This window comes from Paenibacillus sp. FSL R10-2199 (genome assembly GCF_038000235.1).
GTDB classification, from domain to species: Bacteria; Bacillota; Bacilli; order Paenibacillales; family Paenibacillaceae; genus Paenibacillus_AQ; species Paenibacillus_AQ phytohabitans.
The window spans coordinates 154,921-176,650 of the sequence record NZ_JBBOBO010000001.1 but is presented as its reverse complement, the minus strand read 5'-3'; the positions used below and the strand labels follow the sequence as shown (position 1 = coordinate 176,650).

Annotated in this window: 19 protein-coding genes and 1 riboswitch; all 19 genes read left to right on the top strand. The window is 53.6% G+C overall.

Annotated elements, in window-relative coordinates; translation table 11 throughout:
* The first annotated feature begins 17 nt into the window (after positions 1-17).
* The 19 genes from NYE33_RS00725 to NYE33_RS00635 all read left to right on the top strand — a co-directional run bounded on the left by NYE33_RS00725 (position 18) and on the right by NYE33_RS00635 (position 21,441).
* The gene (locus NYE33_RS00725) at positions 18-179 is read left to right on the top strand and encodes a hypothetical protein (protein ID WP_341064417.1); all 162 of its coding nucleotides are present in this window, start codon (positions 18-20) and stop codon (positions 177-179) included.
* Positions 180-459: 280 nt separating this feature from the next.
* Complete coding sequence (locus NYE33_RS00720; RefSeq protein WP_341064415.1) at positions 460-1,713, top strand: MFS transporter; 1,254 nt, start codon at positions 460-462, stop codon at positions 1,711-1,713.
* Between the two features lie 147 nt (positions 1,714-1,860).
* Positions 1,861-2,124: a DUF1294 domain-containing protein gene (locus NYE33_RS00715; protein WP_039310312.1), complete on the top strand. Its 264-nt coding sequence runs from the start codon at positions 1,861-1,863 to the stop codon at positions 2,122-2,124.
* 50 nt (positions 2,125-2,174) lie between these two features.
* A complete protein-coding gene (locus NYE33_RS00710) occupies positions 2,175-2,609 on the top strand; it encodes a universal stress protein (RefSeq protein WP_042133392.1) in 435 nt (144 codons plus the stop codon).
* A 162-nt stretch (positions 2,610-2,771) separates the two neighbouring features.
* Positions 2,772-2,873, top strand: a riboswitch (purine riboswitch).
* A 239-nt stretch (positions 2,874-3,112) separates the two neighbouring features.
* Entirely contained in the window at positions 3,113-3,598 is a 486-nt protein-coding gene (gene purE / locus NYE33_RS00705) for a 5-(carboxyamino)imidazole ribonucleotide mutase (protein ID WP_042133394.1), read from the top strand.
* 80 nt (positions 3,599-3,678) lie between these two features.
* A complete protein-coding gene (locus NYE33_RS00700; protein ID WP_341068557.1) occupies positions 3,679-4,980 on the top strand; it encodes a 5-(carboxyamino)imidazole ribonucleotide synthase in 1,302 nt (433 codons plus the stop codon).
* A 6-nt stretch (positions 4,981-4,986) separates the two neighbouring features.
* Complete coding sequence (gene purB, locus NYE33_RS00695; protein ID WP_042133396.1) at positions 4,987-6,282, top strand: adenylosuccinate lyase; 1,296 nt, start codon at positions 4,987-4,989, stop codon at positions 6,280-6,282.
* Between the two features lie 368 nt (positions 6,283-6,650).
* A complete protein-coding gene (locus tag NYE33_RS00690; protein ID WP_042133399.1) occupies positions 6,651-7,541 on the top strand; it encodes a phosphoribosylaminoimidazolesuccinocarboxamide synthase in 891 nt (296 codons plus the stop codon).
* Positions 7,542-7,904: 363 nt separating this feature from the next.
* On the top strand, positions 7,905-8,150 hold the full coding sequence (purS, locus tag NYE33_RS00685; RefSeq protein WP_039298247.1) for a phosphoribosylformylglycinamidine synthase subunit PurS: 246 nt from the start codon (positions 7,905-7,907) through the stop codon (positions 8,148-8,150).
* A gap of 5 nt (positions 8,151-8,155) precedes the next feature.
* Positions 8,156-8,845: a phosphoribosylformylglycinamidine synthase subunit PurQ gene (purQ, locus tag NYE33_RS00680; protein WP_039298250.1), complete on the top strand. Its 690-nt coding sequence runs from the start codon at positions 8,156-8,158 to the stop codon at positions 8,843-8,845.
* Complete coding sequence (gene purL / locus NYE33_RS00675) at positions 8,823-11,069, top strand: phosphoribosylformylglycinamidine synthase subunit PurL (RefSeq protein ID WP_076248044.1); 2,247 nt, start codon at positions 8,823-8,825, stop codon at positions 11,067-11,069. Before purQ ends, purL begins: the two co-directional genes overlap by 23 nt.
* A complete protein-coding gene (gene purF, locus NYE33_RS00670; RefSeq protein WP_336102289.1) occupies positions 11,054-12,550 on the top strand; it encodes an amidophosphoribosyltransferase in 1,497 nt (498 codons plus the stop codon). Before purL ends, purF begins: the two co-directional genes overlap by 16 nt.
* 650 nt (positions 12,551-13,200) lie before the next feature.
* Positions 13,201-14,241, top strand: a complete 1,041-nt coding sequence (purM, locus tag NYE33_RS00665; protein ID WP_341064414.1) for a phosphoribosylformylglycinamidine cyclo-ligase — start codon at positions 13,201-13,203, stop codon at positions 14,239-14,241.
* Positions 14,241-14,855: a phosphoribosylglycinamide formyltransferase gene (purN, locus tag NYE33_RS00660; protein ID WP_341064412.1), complete on the top strand. Its 615-nt coding sequence runs from the start codon at positions 14,241-14,243 to the stop codon at positions 14,853-14,855. The genes purM and purN overlap by 1 nt, the downstream gene beginning before the upstream one ends.
* Positions 14,856-15,336: 481 nt before the next feature.
* Positions 15,337-16,884: a bifunctional phosphoribosylaminoimidazolecarboxamide formyltransferase/IMP cyclohydrolase gene (gene purH / locus NYE33_RS00655; protein ID WP_042133411.1), complete on the top strand. Its 1,548-nt coding sequence runs from the start codon at positions 15,337-15,339 to the stop codon at positions 16,882-16,884.
* A 23-nt stretch (positions 16,885-16,907) separates the two neighbouring features.
* Complete coding sequence (gene purD / locus NYE33_RS00650) at positions 16,908-18,173, top strand: phosphoribosylamine--glycine ligase (RefSeq protein WP_076248051.1); 1,266 nt, start codon at positions 16,908-16,910, stop codon at positions 18,171-18,173.
* 382 nt (positions 18,174-18,555) lie between these two features.
* Positions 18,556-19,902: an SEC-C metal-binding domain-containing protein gene (locus NYE33_RS00645; protein WP_336102288.1), complete on the top strand. Its 1,347-nt coding sequence runs from the start codon at positions 18,556-18,558 to the stop codon at positions 19,900-19,902.
* A 159-nt stretch (positions 19,903-20,061) separates the two neighbouring features.
* The gene (locus tag NYE33_RS00640; RefSeq protein WP_042133417.1) at positions 20,062-20,904 is read left to right on the top strand and encodes an NmrA family NAD(P)-binding protein; all 843 of its coding nucleotides are present in this window, start codon (positions 20,062-20,064) and stop codon (positions 20,902-20,904) included.
* 45 nt (positions 20,905-20,949) lie between these two features.
* The gene (locus NYE33_RS00635; protein WP_052421656.1) at positions 20,950-21,441 is read left to right on the top strand and encodes a PadR family transcriptional regulator; all 492 of its coding nucleotides are present in this window, start codon (positions 20,950-20,952) and stop codon (positions 21,439-21,441) included.
* Positions 21,442-21,730 lie beyond the last annotated feature (289 nt).

Sequence of the window (21,730 nt, the reverse complement as noted above, 5' to 3'; positions counted from 1 at the left end):
TGCATTATATGAAGTGAGTGGCAAAAAAAAGAGGAAGATACAACGAAGATAAAAACAAAGATAAGAACAAAGATAAAAACAAAGATACAAACGAAGATACAACGATGATTCAAACAAAGATAAAAACAAAGATACAAACAAAGATAAAAACAAAGATACAAACGAAGATACAAGCGTAAGACTAGTTAACGTAAGAGCAGCATGTTTATTCTAAGCTCTTATAAAGAAGTTAGTTTCCCTTCCAGAGAGGGAAGGCTTCGAGACAACAAGACTGCCGGAGCATCCGGTGGTTTTGTTGTGTCTATGGAAATCGCGGGGCTGGCTGGTGTATGACAGAAGATTAAGTGTAATGTTACTTTACGAAGGCTGTCCAAGGGGCGGCAGATATGTTTTACTTAGAAGATTGAAGCTGGACAGGGTTATTAGGGTTCCAGCAAATATAGTGGAGCGGGTGATGAAGTGGCGGCGGCTAAGCAACAAGAGGATCAAATTCAATCGGTACAAGGCTCAGGCAAGAGGGGGGGCAGCCGGTTTTTCTTTTTGGTGATTGTCTTTATGTTCTGGTTCTCTTCTTATATCTATGTGCCTGTGTTGTCTCCGTATGTGGAGCATCTGGGAGCTTCTTATGTCATGGTTGGAGCGGTGCTGGGCGTATACGGCCTGATGCAGATATTGTTCCGGTTGCCGATCGGGATCGGTTCGGATTATCTTAACCGGCGGCGGCCGTTTATTTATCTGGGGCTGATCGCCAGCGGAGCAAGCTGTCTGCTGTTCCTGGCTGGTGCACATCCGGGCTGGGCGCTGGCTGCACGTGCCGTCTCAGGGATTGCGGCCTCCGCGTGGGTCGTGTACTCGGTGATGTTCGCGGGGTATTTTCCGAAAGAAGAGGCTGGTAAAGCGATGGGCATGCTGCAGTTCACAACGGTTATTGCCCAATTGACCAGTATGATGATCAGCGGCTATATGGTCGATCACTGGGGCTGGAACACTCCGTTTATTATCGGCGGGATTGTGGCGGCGGCTGCGCTGCTGCTTTCACTACGTCTTCCTGAACAGAAGCAGGAGAAGCGGAATGCGATTCAGATTAAAGATCTTGCCGGAGTAGTACGGGAACCGCTGCTGGTCAAGGTCTCGCTTTTGTCCGTGCTGGCGCATTGTGTACTGTTCATTACGATGTTCGGCTATACGCCGAATCAGGCGCTGGATATTGGAGCGAGCAAAGAAAGTCTCGGCTGGCTGACGCTGGCTTTCATGCTGCCGCATGCGATTGCCACACTGTACGGCTCACGTCTATTCGGCAAATGGCTTGGGGACCGGGGAACGTTAATGCTGGGTTTTGCCGGGAGTGCGGTATTCACGCTGCTGATTCCCTCTATGCCTACTCTAGCCGCTCTCTGTGCAACGCAGATTGGGAACGGCTTCATGCAGGGTCTTATTTTCCCGCTGCTGCTGGGTAAATCGGTGTCGGGAGTCGCTCCGTTCAAACGGGCAACGGCTATGGGCTTTTATCAGGCGGTGTATGCCATAGGGATGTCAGGGGGACCATTTGTTGCAGGATGGATGAGTGCGGCGTATGGACTGACCGGCGGTTTCTGGCTTGGCGGAATTGCGGCGCTGCTTGCTGCAGTGTTGTCCTGGCTATGGATCAGAGAGGCCGGGGAACCGGGCACAGGGAGCAGACAAGAGCGGCGGATACTTGGCAGGCAGGGTTAGGTTTATTGTAATAGAAGGGGTCCCCGCAAAGTACCTGAGTGATCACCTGCGCCAAAACCTCACTTTGTGGGGGAACTTATTGGTTTTTTGCCGAAAAGGGTAATATAATAGAGAGTAGATAGGATGCAAGGAGGAGGGGCCGGAAGGATGGTCAAGGTTGTATTGCTGTGGTTCGCACTGATCAATATTATCGGGTATGTAGTGATGTCGGAAGACAAGAACAAGGCCCGCAAAAGACGGGATCGGGTGCCGGAGAAAACACTGTTTCTGCTCGCGTTCATGGGCGGCGCGCTGGGTGTGCTGATTGCCATGTACCGCAAGCGCCACAAGACGAGGCATACTTCCTTCAGGATTGGAATTCCGCTGCTGCTGCTGCTGAATATCCTGCTGTATGGATATTTTTTGAGTTAAGTTTCTTGTAGTTTGGCTAAGGCTGTACACAATAGAAAGAGGTGGCGTATATGTTATTCTCTAAAATTTTGCTAGCCTATGACGGTTCGAAGGCTTCCAATCAGGCATTGGAACGTGCGATTGAACTGGCCAAGGTAACTCCAGGGTCCTCCCTGTACGTCGTACACGCATTTGAATTCCCGCGGTTCTTCATCGGGGAAGCTCTCGCGCCTCTGCCGGCATCAGTGAACAAGGATTATTATGACCTCGCGGTCCAGACTACGGATGAAGTGAAAAGCCGGCTGGAAGCCGAAGGCCTGAACGCTACTGTAGAATTGCTGCAGGGATCGCCTGCCGAAGTGATTCTGGCTTATGCCAAAGAGCACACGGTGGATGTCATCGTTATCGGCAGCCGCGGGCTTGGCGGAATCCGGGAGTTCGTTCTGGGCAGCGTCAGCCACAATGTAGTGCAAAGCGCGCGCATTCCGGTGCTGGTTGTTAAATAATAGAGATACTTGCAGAGGAGCGCTTAGGCGTTCCCCTTTTTTTCTGCGGAGATGGCCGGAATAGGCGGAATAAGAAAATTAAATGTGCCCAAAAGCGAACATTTGAGAGACATGATATGACAATGTTCGTGTTTAAGTTGACACGAAGTGTAGGGCATTGTTAAACTGAACCTATGAAGAGCTCGTATAAAACCGGGGATAGGGCCCGGAAGTTTCTACCCGGTAACCGTAAATTGCCGGACTACGAGGAAATAGGATGACTGAAACGGCCAGCCGCCGCCGCATATACCGGGGGTGTGCTCTGCGCCGGCTCTCTTAAAGGCCGGGTATCTGTAGATGCCGGAGCAGTACTCTCCTAATTCCTTAGTAGTCCGGGTCCACCCGCAGCAAAATGCGTCTGGAATCCGGGCTATTTTTTTCGGATTTATGGGAAACTAGAGGGAAATGGGACACACTTAAATCCAAGGAATATCAATAAAGGGAAACGGAAGGCTGGGTGAACAATGTCTGTGCAAGTAGGTGTCATTATGGGCAGCAAATCGGACTATGAAACTATGGAGCATGCATGTGCTGTGCTTGAGGAGCTGGGTGTGCCTTATGAGAAAAAGGTCATCTCGGCACATCGCACGCCGGATCTGATGTTCCGTTATGCCGAGGAAGCGGTGGAGCGCGGCTTGAAGGTGATTATCGCCGGAGCGGGCGGTGCGGCGCATCTGCCGGGTATGGTGGCAGCCAAAACTACGTTGCCGGTCATCGGGGTGCCTGTGCAGTCCAAGGCGTTGAACGGCCTGGACTCGCTGCTGTCGATTGTGCAGATGCCGGCTGGCATCCCGGTAGCCACGGTAGCCATTGGCCGTGCCGGAGCTACGAATGCAGGGCTGCTGGCGGCGCAGATCATCGGTGCTTTCGAGCCGGAGGTGGCGAGAAAGGTGCAGCTGCGGCGCGAGGCGATCCAGCGCGAAGTGCTGGAAAGCAGCGAGACGCTATGAGACCGGTGGAGTCGAAGACCGGAGGCTTGGAGAACTTGGAGCAGCAACGAGCAGAGCGGGATCAAGCTGGAGCTGAGAGAATGGAGCGCCGGGAGGAGGCAGCCGCTGGTGCTGTTGAAGCACCAGGGGCGGGAACGCCCCGGACGCTGCTGCCCGGCGCGACGATCGGCGTGCTCGGCGGCGGGCAGCTCGGGCGCATGATGGCGCTGTCCGGCAGCGCCATGGGGTACCGCTTCGTGGCGCTGGACCCTGCGCCGGATGCGCCCTGCGGGCAGGTTACGCCGCAGATTATTGCGGCGTACAACGACCGGGACGCGGCGCGTGAGCTGGCGCAGCGCGCGGACGTGATCACGTACGAGTTCGAGAACGTCGACGCGGGCGTAGCCGCGCTGCTGACGGAGGAATCGTACGTGCCGCAGGGCAGCGCGCTGCTGTATACGACGCAGCACCGGCTGCGCGAGAAGGCGGCCATCGAGGCGGCGGGCGTGCCCGTTGCCCCGTACCGCAAGGTCGGCAGCCTGGCGGAGCTTGAGGCCGCGGCTGCCGAGCTGGGCCTGCCCTGTGTGCTGAAGACAGCCACAGGGGGGTACGACGGCAAGGGACAAGCCGTCATCCGCCGGCCGGAAGAGCTGGCAGCAGCGTTCCGGCAGGTAGCACCGGGAGCGGCGGCTCCAGCACCGCAAGCAAGCGGGGTAGCGGCTTCGCCCGACTCGCCGGGAGCGGCTGAAGCGAAAGACGCTGCCGAGGCCAGGCCACATGCACCCGAGCTGGTGCTGGAGAAATTTATCGCCTTCCAATGCGAAATTTCGGTCATAGCCGCCCGCAGCGCGTCAGGTGAAGTCAAGAGCTTCCCGCCCGCCGAGAACATACACGTAGACAATATCCTGCATCTCTCGATTGTACCCGCCAGGGTGCCGGAGGTGATTCAGCGGCGGGCCTGCGAGCTGGCTGAGCAGATTGTGTCCGGCATGGATGCCGTTGGACTGCTGGCTGTGGAGATGTTCGTGACGGAGGACGGAGAGCTGTTCGTTAACGAGCTGGCTCCGCGCCCGCATAACTCCGGGCATTATACAATGGATGCCTGCGTAACCTCGCAGTTCGAGCAGCATGTGCGGGCGATCTGCAATCTGCCGCTGGGCGACACTACGCTGCTTACGCCTGTAGTCATGGTGAATGTGCTCGGCCAGCATCTGGAGGGCGCCATTCAGGCGGCCTGCAGTGCGGATGAAGAATCAAACCGGCTTGGGGTATCCCCTAAGCTTCATATATATGGCAAGACTGAGAGCAAGACCGGCCGCAAAATGGGCCATATCAACCTGCTCTGCAAGGACACCGGAGACGGCCTGTCCTGGGTAGAGCAAACTAACCTTTGGAGGAACTGACAAGCTATGATCGAACGTTACAGCAGACCTGAGATGCGGGCCATTTGGACCGAAGAAAATAAATTTAACGCGTGGCTGGAAGTTGAAATTTGCGCCTGTGAGGCTTGGGCCGAGCTGGGAGTGATCCCGCATGAGGATGCCGCGAAGCTGCGCAAGGACGCCAAATTCGACATCGCGCGGATCGACGAAATTGAACAGGAAACGCGTCATGATGTGATTGCTTTTACCCGTGCAGTATCGGAGAGCCTGGGTGCAGAACGCAAATGGGTGCATTACGGACTGACCTCCACGGACGTTGTCGATACGGCGCTCGGCTACCTGCTGCGTCAGGCCAACGAAATTCTGGAGCAGGATATTATCCGGTTCATTGAGATTCTTAAAGATAAAGCAGTAGCTTACAAGGATACCCCGATGATGGGCCGTACACACGGCGTACACGCTGAGCCGACGACTTTTGGACTCAAGATGGCGCTGTGGTATGAGGAAATGAAGCGTAATCTGGAGCGTTTCCGTCATGCGGCGAGCGGCGTCCAATTCGGCAAAATCTCCGGGGCTGTCGGCACCTATGCCAATATCGACCCGTTCGTTGAAGAATTTGTCTGCCGCAAGCTGGGCACCAGCCCGGCACCGATCTCCACGCAGACCCTGCAGCGTGACCGTCACGCTGAATACATGGCTGCGCTGGCACTGGTCGCCACTTCGCTGGACAAGTTCGCTACTGAAATCCGCGCTTTGCAGAAGAGTGAGATCCGCGAGGTGGAGGAAGCTTTTGCCAAAGGTCAAAAGGGTTCATCCGCTATGCCGCATAAGCGCAACCCGATCGGCTGCGAGAATATCTCCGGCCTGTCACGCGTGATCCGCGGCCATATGGTTACAGCATACGAAAACGTGCCGCTGTGGCATGAACGCGATATCTCGCATTCCTCGGTAGAGCGGATCATCCTGCCGGATGCGACCATGCTGCTGAACTATATGCTGAACCGCTTCGGCAATATCGTGAAGAACCTGACCGTGTTCCCGGACAACATGAAGCGCAACATGAACCGCACCTTCGGTGTTCCGTTCTCCGGCCGCATCCTGACGAAGCTGATCGACAAAGGCTTCAGCCGCGAGCAGGCTTACGACACCGTGCAGCCGCGTGCGATGCAGGCCTGGGAGGAACAAACCCAGTTCCGTGACATCGTTGAAGCTACACCGGAAATCACTGCCGTGCTTAGTCCGGAGGAGATCGAGGATGCTTTCAACCCTTCCTGGCACCTCAAGCATGTGGACACCATCTTCCGCAAGCTGGAGCTTATCTAATTAAAAAAGGTGAGTCAGTGGTGAACTGATGAGCTGGAGAAGATATGGGCGGAGCGAAGGGGAGTTGTTGTTCTGGAGCGAGTAGCTGCAGAATTGAATGGAATAGGCCAGTTAATAAGGAACGGAGAGGAATTTTGGGACTGGAAGAAGCGTCAGCGTTCGCCTTTATCCTCGGATTTCTACCGCGGTCAGCGGTTTAAATCAGGAAATCTGAGGATAACAGCGATCGGAAGTCCAAAATTTTTTGTAGTGTTACCGATTAGCTAGCCGTTCAGTTCATATCTCAAAGGCAAAGCGGAGAATGACAGCGTCCCAGGCGCTTTTAGCCCAAATATAAGCAAGATCATTTGTTCAAGGGAGGAAAGGTCATGACATCAACGGCCGTATCCACTGCCGTGGAACTCGTAAATGCACCGCTGCTCTACAAAGGTAAGGTTCGTGAGCTGTACGATTTGGGGGATGAGGTACTGATTGTCGTTACGGACCGCATTTCCGCATTTGATTACGTGCTGGACCCGGCAGTGCCGGACAAAGGCAATGTGCTTAACCGGCTTAGCGCGTTCTGGTTCGGTCAGACCAAGGAGCTTATTGAGAACCATGTGGTTCATATCGACGTGGACCGGCTCGGGGATATTGTGCGGGACCGCGAAGCGCTGAAGAACCGCATCATGGTTGTCCGCAAAGCAGAGCGGATTGATATCGAATGTGTCGTGCGCGGCTGCATTACCGGCGGCGGCTGGCGGCAGTATCAGGAGACCGGCAAAGTGAACGGCATCGAGCTCCCCAAAGGGCTGCGCAAGAATGCGGTGCTGACCGAGCCGATTTTCACACCGGCAGCCAAGAATGATGTTGGCCATGATGAGGACATTCCTTTTGAGCAGATGCAGGAGCTGATTGGCGCGGAGCTTGCACTGGAGCTGAAGGAGAAGAGCCTGAAGCTGTTCGCTTTTGCCAGAGAATATTGTAAAGACCGCGGCATCATCCTCGCTGATTGCAAATTCGAGTTCGGGTTGCTGGACGGCAAGGTCATCCTGATTGACGAGATTTTCACACCGGATGCTTCCCGCTTCTGGGCCAAGGACAAATACGCGCTGGATATCGAGATCGACAGCATGGATAAGGAACCTGTACGGACTTACCTTTCGGCATCCTCCTGGGATAAGAATAGCACGCCGGATCCGCTGCCGGTTGAAGTGGTGGAAGAGACCTCACGCCGGTACCTGGACATTTATCACCGCCTTACCGGTAAGTCCTTATAGATTATATGATACGCCTGTTCCGACCAGCAGCAGCCAACTTTTAATTGTATTCTCTGCAGTTATTTTGCCCGAAAAAGATGCCATTTGCTCTTTAACTGTATCTGATACAACTAAAATGTGTGAAATGGCCTGAAAAGCAGATTTTCAGAGAAATAGCTGTACGAAATGCAACTATAGTTGTTATCACAGAAGATATTGAGATTATAGCTGTACATTATGCAGTTAAGTTAGCTGCCCGCAGTGAAGTGAGTTGTTGCAGCTCACCGTTAGAGGTTAGCACATCGTTGTAATGTTGAGTTACGGTAAGTTTTCATTCGAGGTACCCAGTCCAGCTCATTAAATTTTAGGAGGAACTACAAGCGTATGTTAAAAGCGACAGTCTACGTCACCATCAAGAAAAGCGTGCTCGATCCCCAAGGTGTAGCCGTGCAAGGGGCGCTGCATTCCGTAGGTTTTCAGGAAGTTGAAAGTCTGCGTATCGGCAAATATATGGAGCTGACCCTCGATACCGACAACCGCGCTGAAGCGGAAGGACGCCTCAAGGATATGTGCGAGAAGCTGCTGGCCAACACGGTGATCGAGGATTACCGCTACGAATTGGAGGACTAAAAGTCATGAAATTTGCTGTACTTGTCTTTCCAGGCTCCAATTGTGACATTGACTGCTACAAAGCAGTAGAAGACAGCCTCGGCGAACCTGTAGATTATGTGTGGCATACGGCGACAGATCTGTCGGCTTATGACTGCATTCTCGTGCCGGGCGGCTTCTCTTATGGTGACTATCTGCGCTGCGGCGCGATTTCCCGGTTCGCTCCGGTGATGGCTGAAGTGGCCAAAGCGGCGGAACAGGGCAAATTCGTGCTCGGCATCTGCAACGGGTTCCAAATCCTGACCGAAGCCGGCCTCTTGCCAGGCGCTCTGCGCCGCAACATGTCGATGAAGTTCCGCTGTCATGACACGGTGCTTAAGGTAGTGAATAACACAACTCCGTTTACGATCGACTATGCGCAGGATGAAGAAATCGTTATTCCGATTGCGCATGGCGAAGGCAATTACTATTGTGATGAAGAGACGCTGGCTGAGCTTAAAGCTAATAATCAAATCGTATTCACTTACAGCGACAACCCGAACGGTTCAGTCGCCGATATCGCCGGAGTCAGCAATGTAGCGGGAAATGTGGTTGGTATGATGCCTCACCCGGAACGGGCAGCGAACAGCCTGCTTGGTTCGGAAGACGGCAAACGGATGTTCACATCCATTCTTACATCGTGGAGGGATCGTTATGACGCAGCAAGTATCCGCTAAGGAGCCGACCGCAGAGCAGATCGCGGAGCAGAAAATCTACAGTCAGTTCGGTGTATCGGACAGCGAATATGAGCTCATTACTTCCTTCATGGGACGTAAGCCTAACTATACAGAAATCGGTGTGTTCAGCGTGATGTGGTCTGAGCACTGTGCCTATAAGAACTCGAAGCCGCTGCTCAGCCGTTTCCCGACAAGCGGACCGAAGGTGCTGATGGGACCGGGCGAAGGCGCAGGGATTGTTGATATCGGAGACAACCAGGCGGTTGTTTTCAAAATCGAGAGTCACAACCATCCATCGGCAGTTGAGCCTTATCAGGGCGCGGCGACCGGGGTGGGCGGGATTATCCGCGATATTTTCTCCATGGGTGCAAGACCGGTGGCGCTGCTGAATTCCCTGCGTTTCGGGAAGCTTGAGAGCGACCGGGTAAAATATCTGTTCGAGCATGTTGTGTCCGGGATCGCAGGCTATGGCAACTGTATCGGCATCCCGACCGTCGGCGGGGAGATCATGTTCGATGACAGCTATGATGGTAATCCGCTGGTTAATGCGATGTGCGTGGGCCTGATAGATCACGATAAAATCCAGCGCGGTGTCGCCAAAGGGGTAGGTAATCCCGTATTCTACGTGGGTCCTCCAACAGGCCGTGACGGCATTCATGGTGCGACCTTCGCCTCGGTTGAGCTTAGTGAAGAGTCAGAAGCGAAGCGGACGGCGGTTCAGGTTGGCGATCCGTTCATGGAGAAGCTGGTTATGGAATCATGCCTGGAGCTGATCGACAGCGGTATCGTCCTTGGTATTCAGGATATGGGTGCAGCCGGACTCACGTGCTCCAGTGCTGAAATGGCGAGCAAAGCGGGCAACGGCCTGGAGCTGTATCTGGATCAGGTGCCGCAGCGCGAAGACGGCATGACGCCTTATGAAATGATGCTCTCCGAATCCCAGGAGCGGATGCTGTTCGTGGTTGAGCCTAAGGATGAAGCACAGGCACAGGAAATCTTCGACCGCTGGGGCGTGATTTGCCGCAAAGTGGGTAAGGTAACGGATGACGGCCGCCTGAAGCTGTTCCATCACGGTGAAGTGGTCGGCGACATGCCGGTAACAGCTCTGGTTGATGAATGTCCGATTTATAACAAACCATCGGCAGTTCCTGCTTACTATGAGGAGAATGCCTCGGTGGATACGCTTCGCTATGATGAAGTAACCGATCTGGGCGGCGCCTTGCGAACCGTACTGGGATCACCTACAGTAGCCAGCAAAGCATGGGTATATAACCAATATGATTATATGGTGCGGACCAGCACGGCCGTTCGTCCGGGTTCCGATGCAGCAGTAGTAACGATCCACGGCACACGCAAAGCTCTGGCGATGACTACGGACTGTAACGGACGTTATGTCTATCTCGATCCTGAAGTGGGCGGGCGGATTGCCGTCAGCGAAGCAGCACGTAACATTGTCTGCTCCGGTGCCCAGCCGCTGGCGATTACGGATAACCTGAATTTCGGCAGTCCGGAGAAGCCGGAAATCTTCTGGCAGATGGAACGTGCGGTAGACGGTATGGCTGAAGCCTGCCGTGTGCTTGATACCCCTGTAATTGGCGGTAACGTCAGTCTCTACAATGAAAATGCTTCAGGAGCTATCTATCCGACACCGGTTGTCGGCATGGTGGGTCTTGTAGAAGATACCGATCATATTACAACTCAGGCCTTCAAGCAGGAAGGCGATTCGATTCTGCTGCTCGGTGTTACGAAGGCAGAGCTAGGCGGCAGTGAATTCCAGTATGCTGTTCACGGCGTGACTGAAGGACGTCCGCCAGAACTCGATCTGGCAACGGAACGCAAGCTGCTGGATGCCGTACTTGCTGCGATCCGCAGCGGGCTGGTCCGCTCGGCGCATGACCTATCCGAAGGCGGCCTGGCCGGAGCGCTTGCAGAAAGCTGTATCAGCGGCAAAACCGGAGCAAATATTGAGCTGTCCGCTGGCGGATTGCGTCCAGATGTGGCGCTGTTCAGCGAGAGCCAATCCCGGATTATCCTGACTTCTGCGCCTGACCGTGCGGAAGAACTGAAAGCGGCGGTTGCCGCATACGGCGTACCTGTAGAGATTATTGGAACCGTCGGCGGAGACCGCCTGCGTGTTGCTCTGGACGGCGCGGCTGCACTGGATGAAGCAGTTACTGAACTCAAGACCATTTGGGAGGATGCTATTCCATGTCTTATGAAATAAAGACCGGGAAAGAGCAGGAAGCCCCTATCCTGTGGACCGGCGACTTTTACAACGAAGGAACGGGCTCGGGAGATATTTTTGACACGTTAAAAGAAGAATGCGGCGTCTTCGGGGTCTTCGGACACCCGGAAGCCGCTTCCATGTCCTATTACGGCCTGCATGCCCTGCAGCACCGCGGGGAAGAGAGCGCGGGCATCTGCGTAGCGGATGGACGGGACTTCAACTACCACCGCGGCATGGGCCTGGTGAAGGAAGTCTTCGACAAAGACAAGATCGCTTCGCTGATCGGAGATATGTCTATCGGACATGTGCGTTATTCGACCAGCGGAGACAGCCGGCTGACCAATGCGCAGCCGCTGGTCTTCAAATACCGTGACGGTGATCTCGCGATTGCCACGAACGGCAATATCGTGAATGAACCTCTGATCCGTAAGCAGCTGGAGCAGGGCGGCTCGATCTTCCAGACCACCAGCGACACTGAGGTGCTGGCGCATCTGATCGCGCGTTCACAGAAGGATTTTGTCGAAGCCACGAAGGATGCCCTGGCCCAGCTGGTTGGTGGTTTCGCCTTCCTGCTGATGACAAACGACAAGCTGATTGTTGCTTCTGACCCGCATGGCTTGCGTCCCTTAGTGATGGGCCGGCTGGGCGAAGCTTATGTCTTCGCTTCCGAATCCTGTGCACTCGAAGTCATCGGCGCTAAGCTGGTACGCGATATTGAGCCGGGTGAGCTGCTCGTGCTGGATAAGGATGGTTTCCGGGAGGACCGCTTCGCGGAGCCTAAACGCAAAGCGCTGTGCGCGATGGAATACATCTACTTCGCACGGCCGGACAGCGATCTGAACGGCTCCAACCTGCACTCCGCCCGCAAGCGGATGGGCAGCCGGATGGCGCTCGAAGCCTTCGTGGATGCCGATATCGTAACCGGCGTGCCGGATTCCAGTATCTCCGCAGCCATCGGCTACGCTGAGCAGACTGGCATCCCGTACGAGCTTGGACTGATCAAGAACAAGTATACCGGCCGGACCTTCATCCAGCCGAGCCAGGAGCTGCGTGAGCAAGGCGTGAAGATGAAGCTCAGCGCGGTGCGACGTGTCGTGGAAGGCCAGCGTGTAGTCATGATCGACGATTCCATCGTGCGCGGCACGACCTCGCGCCGGATCGTCAACCTGCTGCGCGAAGCCGGAGCGCTCGAGGTTCACGTGCGGATTACCTCGCCGCCATTCAAGAATCCCTGCTTCTATGGCATCGATACCCCGGACCGCCGCGAGCTGATCGCCTCTTATAAGACAATCGCTGAGATGTGCGAGGAGATCAATGCGGACTCGCTTGCGTTCCTTTCACCAGAGGGACTCATCCAGTCCATCGGCGGCTATAATAGTGACGATTACAAAGGCGGACTATGCCTGTCCTGCTTCGATAATGATTACCCGACACAGGTTGATTTCGGCGGGGAAGAGAAGGACGGATGCAGTTGTTAACATCCCCCTAAATCCCCCTTGCAAAGGGGGACCCCGGAGGGCGCTGCCCTCCGGCCACCCGAAAGTTTGGTGGAAGGAGTTTGCTCTAAACTTGCTAAGAGGGCGTGGGTGCGGGTGCCCGCTTTGTCCCTGTGTGCTGCGCACGGCCGGGACACGCTTTACGGCGCTGCGCGCCCTGGCGGCATGCTGCCCGCCGGCCCTGGCTCCAGAACCTGTCCTGTTTGCTGCCGCAAATCCGGAGGTTCTGTCGCCTAAGGATGCGCACGGCTTCGCCCCGTGCGCCTGAAGCCTGCATAACCTGTCCTGTTTGCTGCGCAAAGTCGGGAGTTTTGTCGGCTTAGGAGGCGCTGGGCTTCGCCCACAGCGCCGAAACAGTGCTGCTGTGCAAGGCGCGAAATTTCGGCTTGCGGCACGGGTTTGACCCCGGTGGTTGGAGTCATGAAGAGGAATTTTGGAACTGTAGGAGCGTCAGCGTTCGCCTTTATATTTGGATTTCTACCGCGGACAGCGGTTCAAATCAAGGAAATCCAAATATAACAGCGGCCGGAAGTCCAAACATTCTTCGTAATGACGACTATAACCACCAAAAGATTCAAATCCCTGCCGCCCCGAACCCGCGCTCTAAACTAACTTAAATGAGGTGTCCAAAAGTGTCGGAAGCTTATAAAAACGCCGGAGTGGATATTGCGGCTGGCAATGAAGCGGTAGAACGCATGAAGAAGCATGTGAAGCGCACCTACCGTCCTGAAGTGATGACGGAGCTGGGCGGATTCGGCGCACTGTTTGGCCTGAATAAGGACAAATATGAAGAGCCTGTTCTCGTATCGGGAACGGACGGCGTGGGCACGAAGCTCAAAATCGCGTTCGCAGCGGACCGCCACGACACGATTGGCATCGATGCCGTAGCCATGTGTGTAAATGACATCGTAGTGCAGGGCGCAGAGCCGCTGTTCTTCCTCGACTATCTGGCCTGCGACAAGGTAGTGCCGGAGAAGATCGAGGCGATCGTTGCCGGTATCGCCGAAGGCTGCCATCAGGCAGGCTGTGCCTTGATTGGCGGCGAAACGGCCGAGATGCCGGGTATGTATTCGGCCGGTGAGTATGATATCGCCGGATTTACCGTAGGCGTTGCCGACAAGGCGAAGCTGGTAACCGGCGCGGACATTGCTCCGGGAGACACGGTAATTGGCCTTGCTTCCAGCGGTATCCACAGCAACGGGTTCTCGCTCGTGCGTAAGCTTCTGCTGGAGGAAGACGGCTACGGACTGAATGACGTAGTGCCTGAACTGGGCGCTCCGCTCGTGGATGTACTTCTGGCTCCAACCAGAATCTATGTGAAGCCGCTCCTGGCCCTGCTGGAACAGCTTCCGGTTAAAGGGATGGCTCATATTACCGGAGGCGGGTTCATCGAGAATATCCCGCGCGTACTGCCTGAGAATGTAAATGTAGAGATTAACTACGGCTCTTGGCCGATTCAGCCGGTCTTCGGCTTGATGCAGAGCAAAGGCAACGTAAGCAACCGTGATATGTTCACCACATTTAACATGGGCATCGGTCTTGTGCTGGTAGTAGCTGAAGCGGACGGAGCGCGCGCGCTGGAGCTGCTGAAGGCCAGCGGGGAAGAAGCTTATCTTATCGGGACTGTAACGGAAGGCGAACGCAAGGTAACCTTTACAGGAGCTGAAGTCTGATGCAGTGGAGCCGGATCGCTGTATTTGCCTCCGGACAGGGCAGCAATTTCGCCGCACTGGTCCAGGCGCAGCAGGAGGGGAAGCTCGGCGGAGGCAGCATAGAGCTGCTGGTCTCGGACAAGCCGGAAGCGCCTGTGGCACAGCGGGCGGAGGAAGCGGGAATTCCCGCCCTCCTGCTGCGGCCGAAGGACTTCGCGGGTCGGGAGCTGTACGAGGCAGCGATTGTTGCCGAGCTTCAGCGCCGGGACATCGGGCTGATCGTGTTGGCCGGGTATATGCGGCTGATCTCACCGGTGCTGCTTGGGCTTTATGCGGGACGGATCATCAACATCCATCCATCGCTTTTGCCGGCCTTCGCCGGTAAAGACGCGATCGGACAGGCGCTGGATTATGGCGTGAAGCTGACGGGAGTTACGGTGCATTTTGTCGACGGAGGCATGGATACCGGACCGGTTATTGCCCAGCGCAGCGTTGAGGTGAACCCGGGAGATACCGCTGAATCATTGGCAGAACGGATCCATCAGGTAGAGTACGGGCTGTATCCCGAAGTGGTGGCAGCTTTGGCAGCCGGCAGAGTGGATCTGAACGGAAGAATAACGACAATTGGCGAATAATAGCAGAGCCATATCAGCCGGATCTGACAAACACAAAAAATGTAGTTCAGGCAGGTGCGGCTGATTCTGATATTTCTCGGGAAATATTGCACAAAGTCTGCAAGATGTCGGATTGGCTGACTGAGCAGTTTGAAATTGCCGGAATTACGGGTTTGCTGACATGCCGGTTGCTGTCGATATAGCAATTGGATTCACTCCACTTAATTTGTCTGAATACCAGTGATCGCAGAACGTAATTGGATAAAGTACAACTAATTCTGGCGTTTGTAGGCTCTAAGGCGCATATGGCATCATTTAGATGGACAATTTCCAACTACTTTTCTATCTGGCTGATAACAAGCCGAAATTAAATGACGTAAATCCACTTATTCTATAAACACTCTAAAACTCAAGTTATAAGCACGGGCTAACCGGCGACAATGATCCTGCGATCATAGGCCACAACCTAATCTAGCGTGAATCCAGAGGAGGACTATTCAAAGTGAGTATCAAAAGAGCGCTGGTCAGCGTATCGGACAAACAGGGCATCGTGGATTTTTGCCGCGAGTTGTCTGCACTAGGCGTAGAAATTATCTCCACAGGCGGCACCAGCACACTTCTGGCTAAAGAAGGCGTTCCGGTCATCGGGATTTCCGATGTGACAGGCTTTCCCGAAATTATGGATGGACGCGTCAAAACGCTGCATCCTGCTGTACACAGCGGCCTCCTTGCGGTTCGTGATAACGAAGAGCATACACGGCAGATGACCGAGCTTGGACTCGACTACATCGACCTCGTAGTGGTGAATCTGTATCCGTTCGCGGAGACCATTGCCAAGCCGGATGTATCGTATGAGGAAGCTATCGAAAATATCGATATCGGCGGACCTACGATGCTGCGTTCGGCGTCGAAGAACCACGCCTTTGTCAGTGTGGTAGTGGACGCGGCAGATTATGCTACAGTGCTTGAGGAAGTTCGTGCGGGTGGAGATACCACCCTTGCAACCCGCAAACGTCTTGCGGCCAAAGTCTTCCGCCATACGGCGGCTTACGATGCCCTGATTGCCGATTATCTGGCGAATGTAACCGGTGAACCGCTGCCGGAGCGCTATACTGTCACTTATGAGAAAATCCAGGATCTGCGTTACGGGGAGAACCCGCATCAGAAGGCTGCTTTCTACCGCAAGCCGCTGGCTGCGCAGGATACACTCACCGCTGCCGAGCAGCTGCACGGCAAGGAGCTGTCCTACAACAATATTAACGATGCTAATGCGGCTCTGCAGATTGTAAAAGAGTTTGAAGAACCGGCTGTAGTGGCTGTTAAGCATATGAATCCTTGCGGCGTAGGCGTGGGGGCGAGTGTATATGAGGCTTATCAAAAAGCTTACAATGCCGATCCAACCTCCATCTTCGGCGGAATTGTTGCGGCGAACCGGATTATCGATGAGGATACGGCTAATATGCTGAAGGATATTTTCCTAGAGATCGTTCTGGCTCCGGGCTTCACGGATGAAGCGCTGGAGATCCTGACGAAGAAAAAGAATATCCGCCTGCTCAAGCTTGGTAACCTCAGCACGGCAGCTTCCCGCAAAACCAGCTTTGTCGTAACCTCCATTGAAGGCGGAATGGTTGTGCAGGAAAGTGACGTTCATTCCGTGAATCCGGAGGAGCTGCAGGTCGTAACCGACCGCAAGCCAACGGAAGAAGAACTGAAGCAGCTGCTGTTCAGCTGGAAGGTGGTTAAGCATGTGAAGTCGAACGCGATCGTGCTGGCGGCTGATAATATGACCGTAGGCGTAGGTGCCGGACAGATGAACCGTGTCGGCGCGGCCAAGATTGCGATTGAGCAGGCCGGAGAGAAATCCAAAGGCTCCGTACTGGCGTCAGATGCCTTCTTCCCGATGGGCGACACCCTGGAGATGGCTGCCAAGGCTGGTATTACGGCGGTTATCCAGCCGGGCGGATCAATTAAGGACGAGGAATCCATTAAGGTTGCTAATGAATACGGCATTGCCATGGTCTTCACCGGCGTTCGCCACTTCAAACACTAGAACGCTGGGAGGGTAACATACTTATGGATATTTTAGTGGTCGGCGGCGGCGGCCGGGAGCATGCGATCATCTGGAGCTTAACCCGCAGTCCCAAGGCCGGTAAAATCTACTGTGCACCCGGCAACGCCGGGATTGCGCAGCTTGCCGAATGTGTGCCGATCGGCGTATTCGAGTTCGATAAGCTGACCGCGTTTGCCAAGGAACGGGAGATCGGGCTGGTCGTCATCGGACCGGATGATCCGCTGGCAGCGGGGATCGTCGATGCATTTGAAGCGAAGGATATTCCTGTATTCGGCCCGCGGAAGAATGCGGCGGAAATCGAGGGCAGCAAGACCTTCATGAAGGATCTGCTGCATAAGTACAGCATTCCGACAGCGGCGTATGAGAAGTTCAGTGATTATGGGACTGCACTTGCCTATCTGCGTACTCAGGAGCTGCCGATTGTAATCAAGGCGGACGGATTGGCCGCAGGCAAAGGTGTGACCGTGGCGTATTCCCTTGAGGAAGCGGAGGCGGCTCTGCAGGATATCATGGTGGCTAAGGTGTTCGGTGAAGCCGGCGCACAGGTCGTGATTGAGGAGTTTCTGGCCGGGCAGGAAATGTCGATTCTGGCCTTTGTGGATGGCGAAACAGTGCGGCCGATGGCGGCTGCACAGGACCATAAGCCGGTATTCGACGGCGATAAAGGACCTAATACGGGAGGCATGGGGACATACTCCCCGCTTCCGCATATCGATGAGGCTATTATCCGCGAAGCAGTGGAGACCATCATCGAGCCGACAGCCAAAGCCATGGTGGCTGAGGGGCGCCCCTTCAGCGGCGTACTGTTCGCAGGGCTCATGATCTCGCCGGACGGCAGACCGAAGACGATAGAATTCAATGCCCGCTTCGGTGATCCCGAGACGCAGGTTGTTCTTCCCCGGCTACAAAGCGACTTGCTGGAGATCTTTCTGGCTGTTACAGAAGGCAGGCTGGCGGATATTCAGATTGAATGGAGCGATGAGGCCGCAGTCTGCGTGGTCCTGGCTTCGGAAGGTTATCCCGGTCCGTATCCGAAGGGTGTGCCGATCAGCGGACTGGAGGAGAACGGTACAAGTCTGGTCTTCCATGCGGGAACTGCACGCGGTGAGGATGGCAGCTGGGTAACCAGCGGCGGCCGGGTGCTTGGAGTTGTAGGCATGGGTCCTACGATTGCTGAAGCGCGTGCAGCAGCCTATGCCAGTGCCGGAAAGATCACCTTCCCGGGCAAACAGTGCCGTAGTGACATCGCTATGAAGGCTCTGATCTGAGGATAAAGCACTGTATTTCAGCCAGATAAGAGTGCCTATGCTTTGGGGCCAATGCAAATTACCCGTATACTCATCGAAGCTAAAGCCCCACTTTGCGGGGTTAGTTTATGCTATTAGTCCCAAAAAAAGGACTGACAAGTAGTAGGAGAAGTGCTATAATACAACTCGTACGGGGGAAAATGTGCGGATATATACAGATAAAGGGTCTTTCCTTTCATGGAAAGGCCTTTTTTAAAATTTAGGGATTTATATTTTTGAACTGTCCTTAACAGGATGGGCAAGCCGTTTCCACTTGCTGAATGTTCAGGGGATATAGAAAGCCCCATGCCGGGAAATGATACTTAAATAATAAGTACAATAACAGCGATGCCGTTTTTTACGGATGCTTAGTTACAGATTTAAGGGGGAATTGTTTTTGAGTAAGGTCGGAAGAAATGACTTATGCCCATGCGGAAGCGGGAAAAAATATAAGAAGTGCTGCTTGGATAAAGAAACGTCAGCGGTCGAATCCATACTGCGGCTGGTAACGACGGAGGATGCGGCAGCACAAGAGGCTGTATTCAGCGAATCCGTACAGGAACAGTCAGCAGCGGAGGCCGCGGTACGTACCGAGAGTAAGCTTACACTGCCCAAGCTGAAAAAGATGGTCGCACGCGAACTGAAATGGGAGCATCCGGCCCATGAACAGCTGGCGTTGCAGCTCATTGAGAGCATGAGAAATCAATACGACCGGGAACTGATTCTGGAAGCCCTGGTGCTGTGGAATGGCTTCTCCCGGCAGACCAAACCTGCGGTGAAGAAAGCCGGCTCGTTCTGCGCGGCCATCGAATATCTGCTGTCAGAGGAATACGGCTTCATGCTGTCGCAGACGGAGCTTGCCGATAAATACGAAGTTACGGCGGCCACCATCTCCCGTAAAGTCAAAGAATTATATAATTATGTCGAAGAATACGGAATGGGCGGAGAAGCTGATGAGCTGATCACGCTGAATGGTCCGGGTACTCCCCAGGAGAAGGCGCAAGCCCTTCTGTACAAAGCGGTGGAGGCCACTTCTGCGAAACGCCGTGTTCAGCTGGCGGAGACGGCACTGGAGATTTATCCGGACAGTCCGGATGCCTATCTTATCCTGGCCGAGGAATCGGAGAATGAGCATGAGGCGCGTAAATTCCTCAAAGCGGGAATTGCTGCAGGCAGACGTGAACTGGGCGAGCTTTATTTTACCAAGAACAAAGGGTATTTCTGGGGGCTTACGGAGACCCGCCCTTATATCCGTATCTGCCAAAGCTATGCGGAATCCTGCTGGTTTGGCGGGAAGGCCGAGGAAGCAGCGGAGATTCTGGAGCATATTCTCGAGCTTAACCCGGATGACAATACCGGTGCACGCTATCTTTTGACCGCTGTCTACTTGTACAGCAACCAGTTGAAGGAAGCGGAGCGGGTGATCAAGAACTACGGGGAAGACGATGCCGCAGCGGCTTTTGCCTATGACCGGATTGTACTGGAGTTCAAGAAGAACGGAATTACCTCACAGCTCAAAATGCTGTACCGTGTTGCGCGCGGGGTGAACAAGCATGTGCCTGATTATCTGCTGGGTGTGAAGCGGCTGCCGCATAATCTCCCGGATTTTGTCGGAATGGGCGATTCCAATGAAGCCATTGAATATGTCATTATGCATTCGCGTTTGTGGGCAAGCCTGCCGGATCTGCTCAAATGGATGCTGAAACAATAGAATATAGATGATCTATATATAATCTGAACATGAAATATCTGACACAGTCCTCCGGGGCTGTGTTTTTTTGTATAATAATCCTTGCCACTTTAGTCTAATTAGACTATATTATGTGATGTGGTCTAATTAGACTAAATTTTCGGAAAAGAGGTCCTTGTAATGTTATTTATTACTGGAGCAACTGGAACCGTTGGAAATCGGGTTATACATTACCTCAAGCTTAAGGATATCGAATTTAAAGCCCTCACCCGAACACCTGAGAAGCTGTTAACAGACCGGACAGAGCATATGATGATCGTCACCGGCGATATCAAGAATTGCAGTGCCTGGTCAGACAGCCTGCGCGGCGTGGAGACCTTATTCCTGATCCTTCTGGATGATGCTGAAGAGATTCTGCAGGCTGCCCGGGCCAAGGGTGTCCGGAACATCGTGTTCTTATCCTCAGCCTCCATCAACCGCTCGGATGCCGGTTACAACGAGAATGCGATTAAACATAAAAAAGTCGAGGATCAGATTCAGGCGTATGGCTTTCAGTATGTGTTTATCCGTGCTGAGGCCTTCATGCATAATACCATTTACTGGGGGGACCTTTTTAGATACAATAGGGGGACGATCCGGTTACCGGCCCTGGAGGCTAAGCTGGCCAGTGTGCACGAAGCAGATATTGCTGAAGTTATCAGCGTGGTTGTTACCGATTTTGACAGATTCTCTGGGCAGGTCTTAACGCTTACAGGGGCGAGTATTCTCAGCCAGCGGAACATATTGACAGAAATTTCCAAACATTTAGGACAATCGCTTGAACTGGAAGAGCAGACAATCGATGACTTCCGATCCTATATGGGCAAGTACATTGCTGAAGAGTATATTACTCTTAGAGTCCAGGACTGGGAGTATACCCTGAAGCATAAGCTCGCCGTGACGGACACGGTACTGGCTATTCTGGGACGGGAGCCTTATACGTTCAGAGAATGGATATCTGAGCATATCCTTGATTTTCAATAATCTATAGAAAGAGGAATTATTATTATACCCTTATTAATACTGGGTTTGCTGAAGGATTGCGGACCATCCAGCGCTTATGAATTGATGAATGTCTTTAAGGAACGGGACTACAGGTATCTCGCTCATATGACGAAGGGATCACTGTATTACAACCTGCAGAGGTTAGCGGGTGAGGGCTTGGTCCGGCTGGTTGAAGTCGTTAGCGTTAACAACTATCCTGAACAATACATCTACGAGATTACGACGCAGGGCGACGAGCATTTCAAAGCGCTGATGGCTAAATATTCGCTGCAGACGGACGATATCACGTTAGCCTTTTATATGACCACGCTATTCGCCCACCAATATGATTCTGAGCGGTTCAAGTCGGCCGTAGCGGTGCAGATGGAGCAAACACGGCGCAAAATTGCTGAAATTGATTCTGCGCTGGATGCCAAGCAAGATAGGATCTACTACACGGCAAAGTCGATGATGAATAATGTCAGAGCGCACCATGAATTGAACCTGAAATGGTTTCAGGAGCTGCTCGAGCAGTAGGGCGGCGTACTCCCGGATAATAGGAACTGAATATTGGTGTATGAACTCATACTCCCTTTTATTTGCTGAATAGCGCAGATACAAGGGTTTTTTTGTGCAAATAACCTGACATGAATAAGCAGAAATGCGGGATATTCAGATGATGGACATGACATTTGTGAGAAAATATCTGACATGGTCACAGTTTTTTCACAGCTTACGGGGAAACGGTAAAGGGATAAAGGGGATTTTTGCAGAAATAAGTCGAAAGATAGAGAAGATTCGGAGCAGCATAGCTGACCTGAGTCTT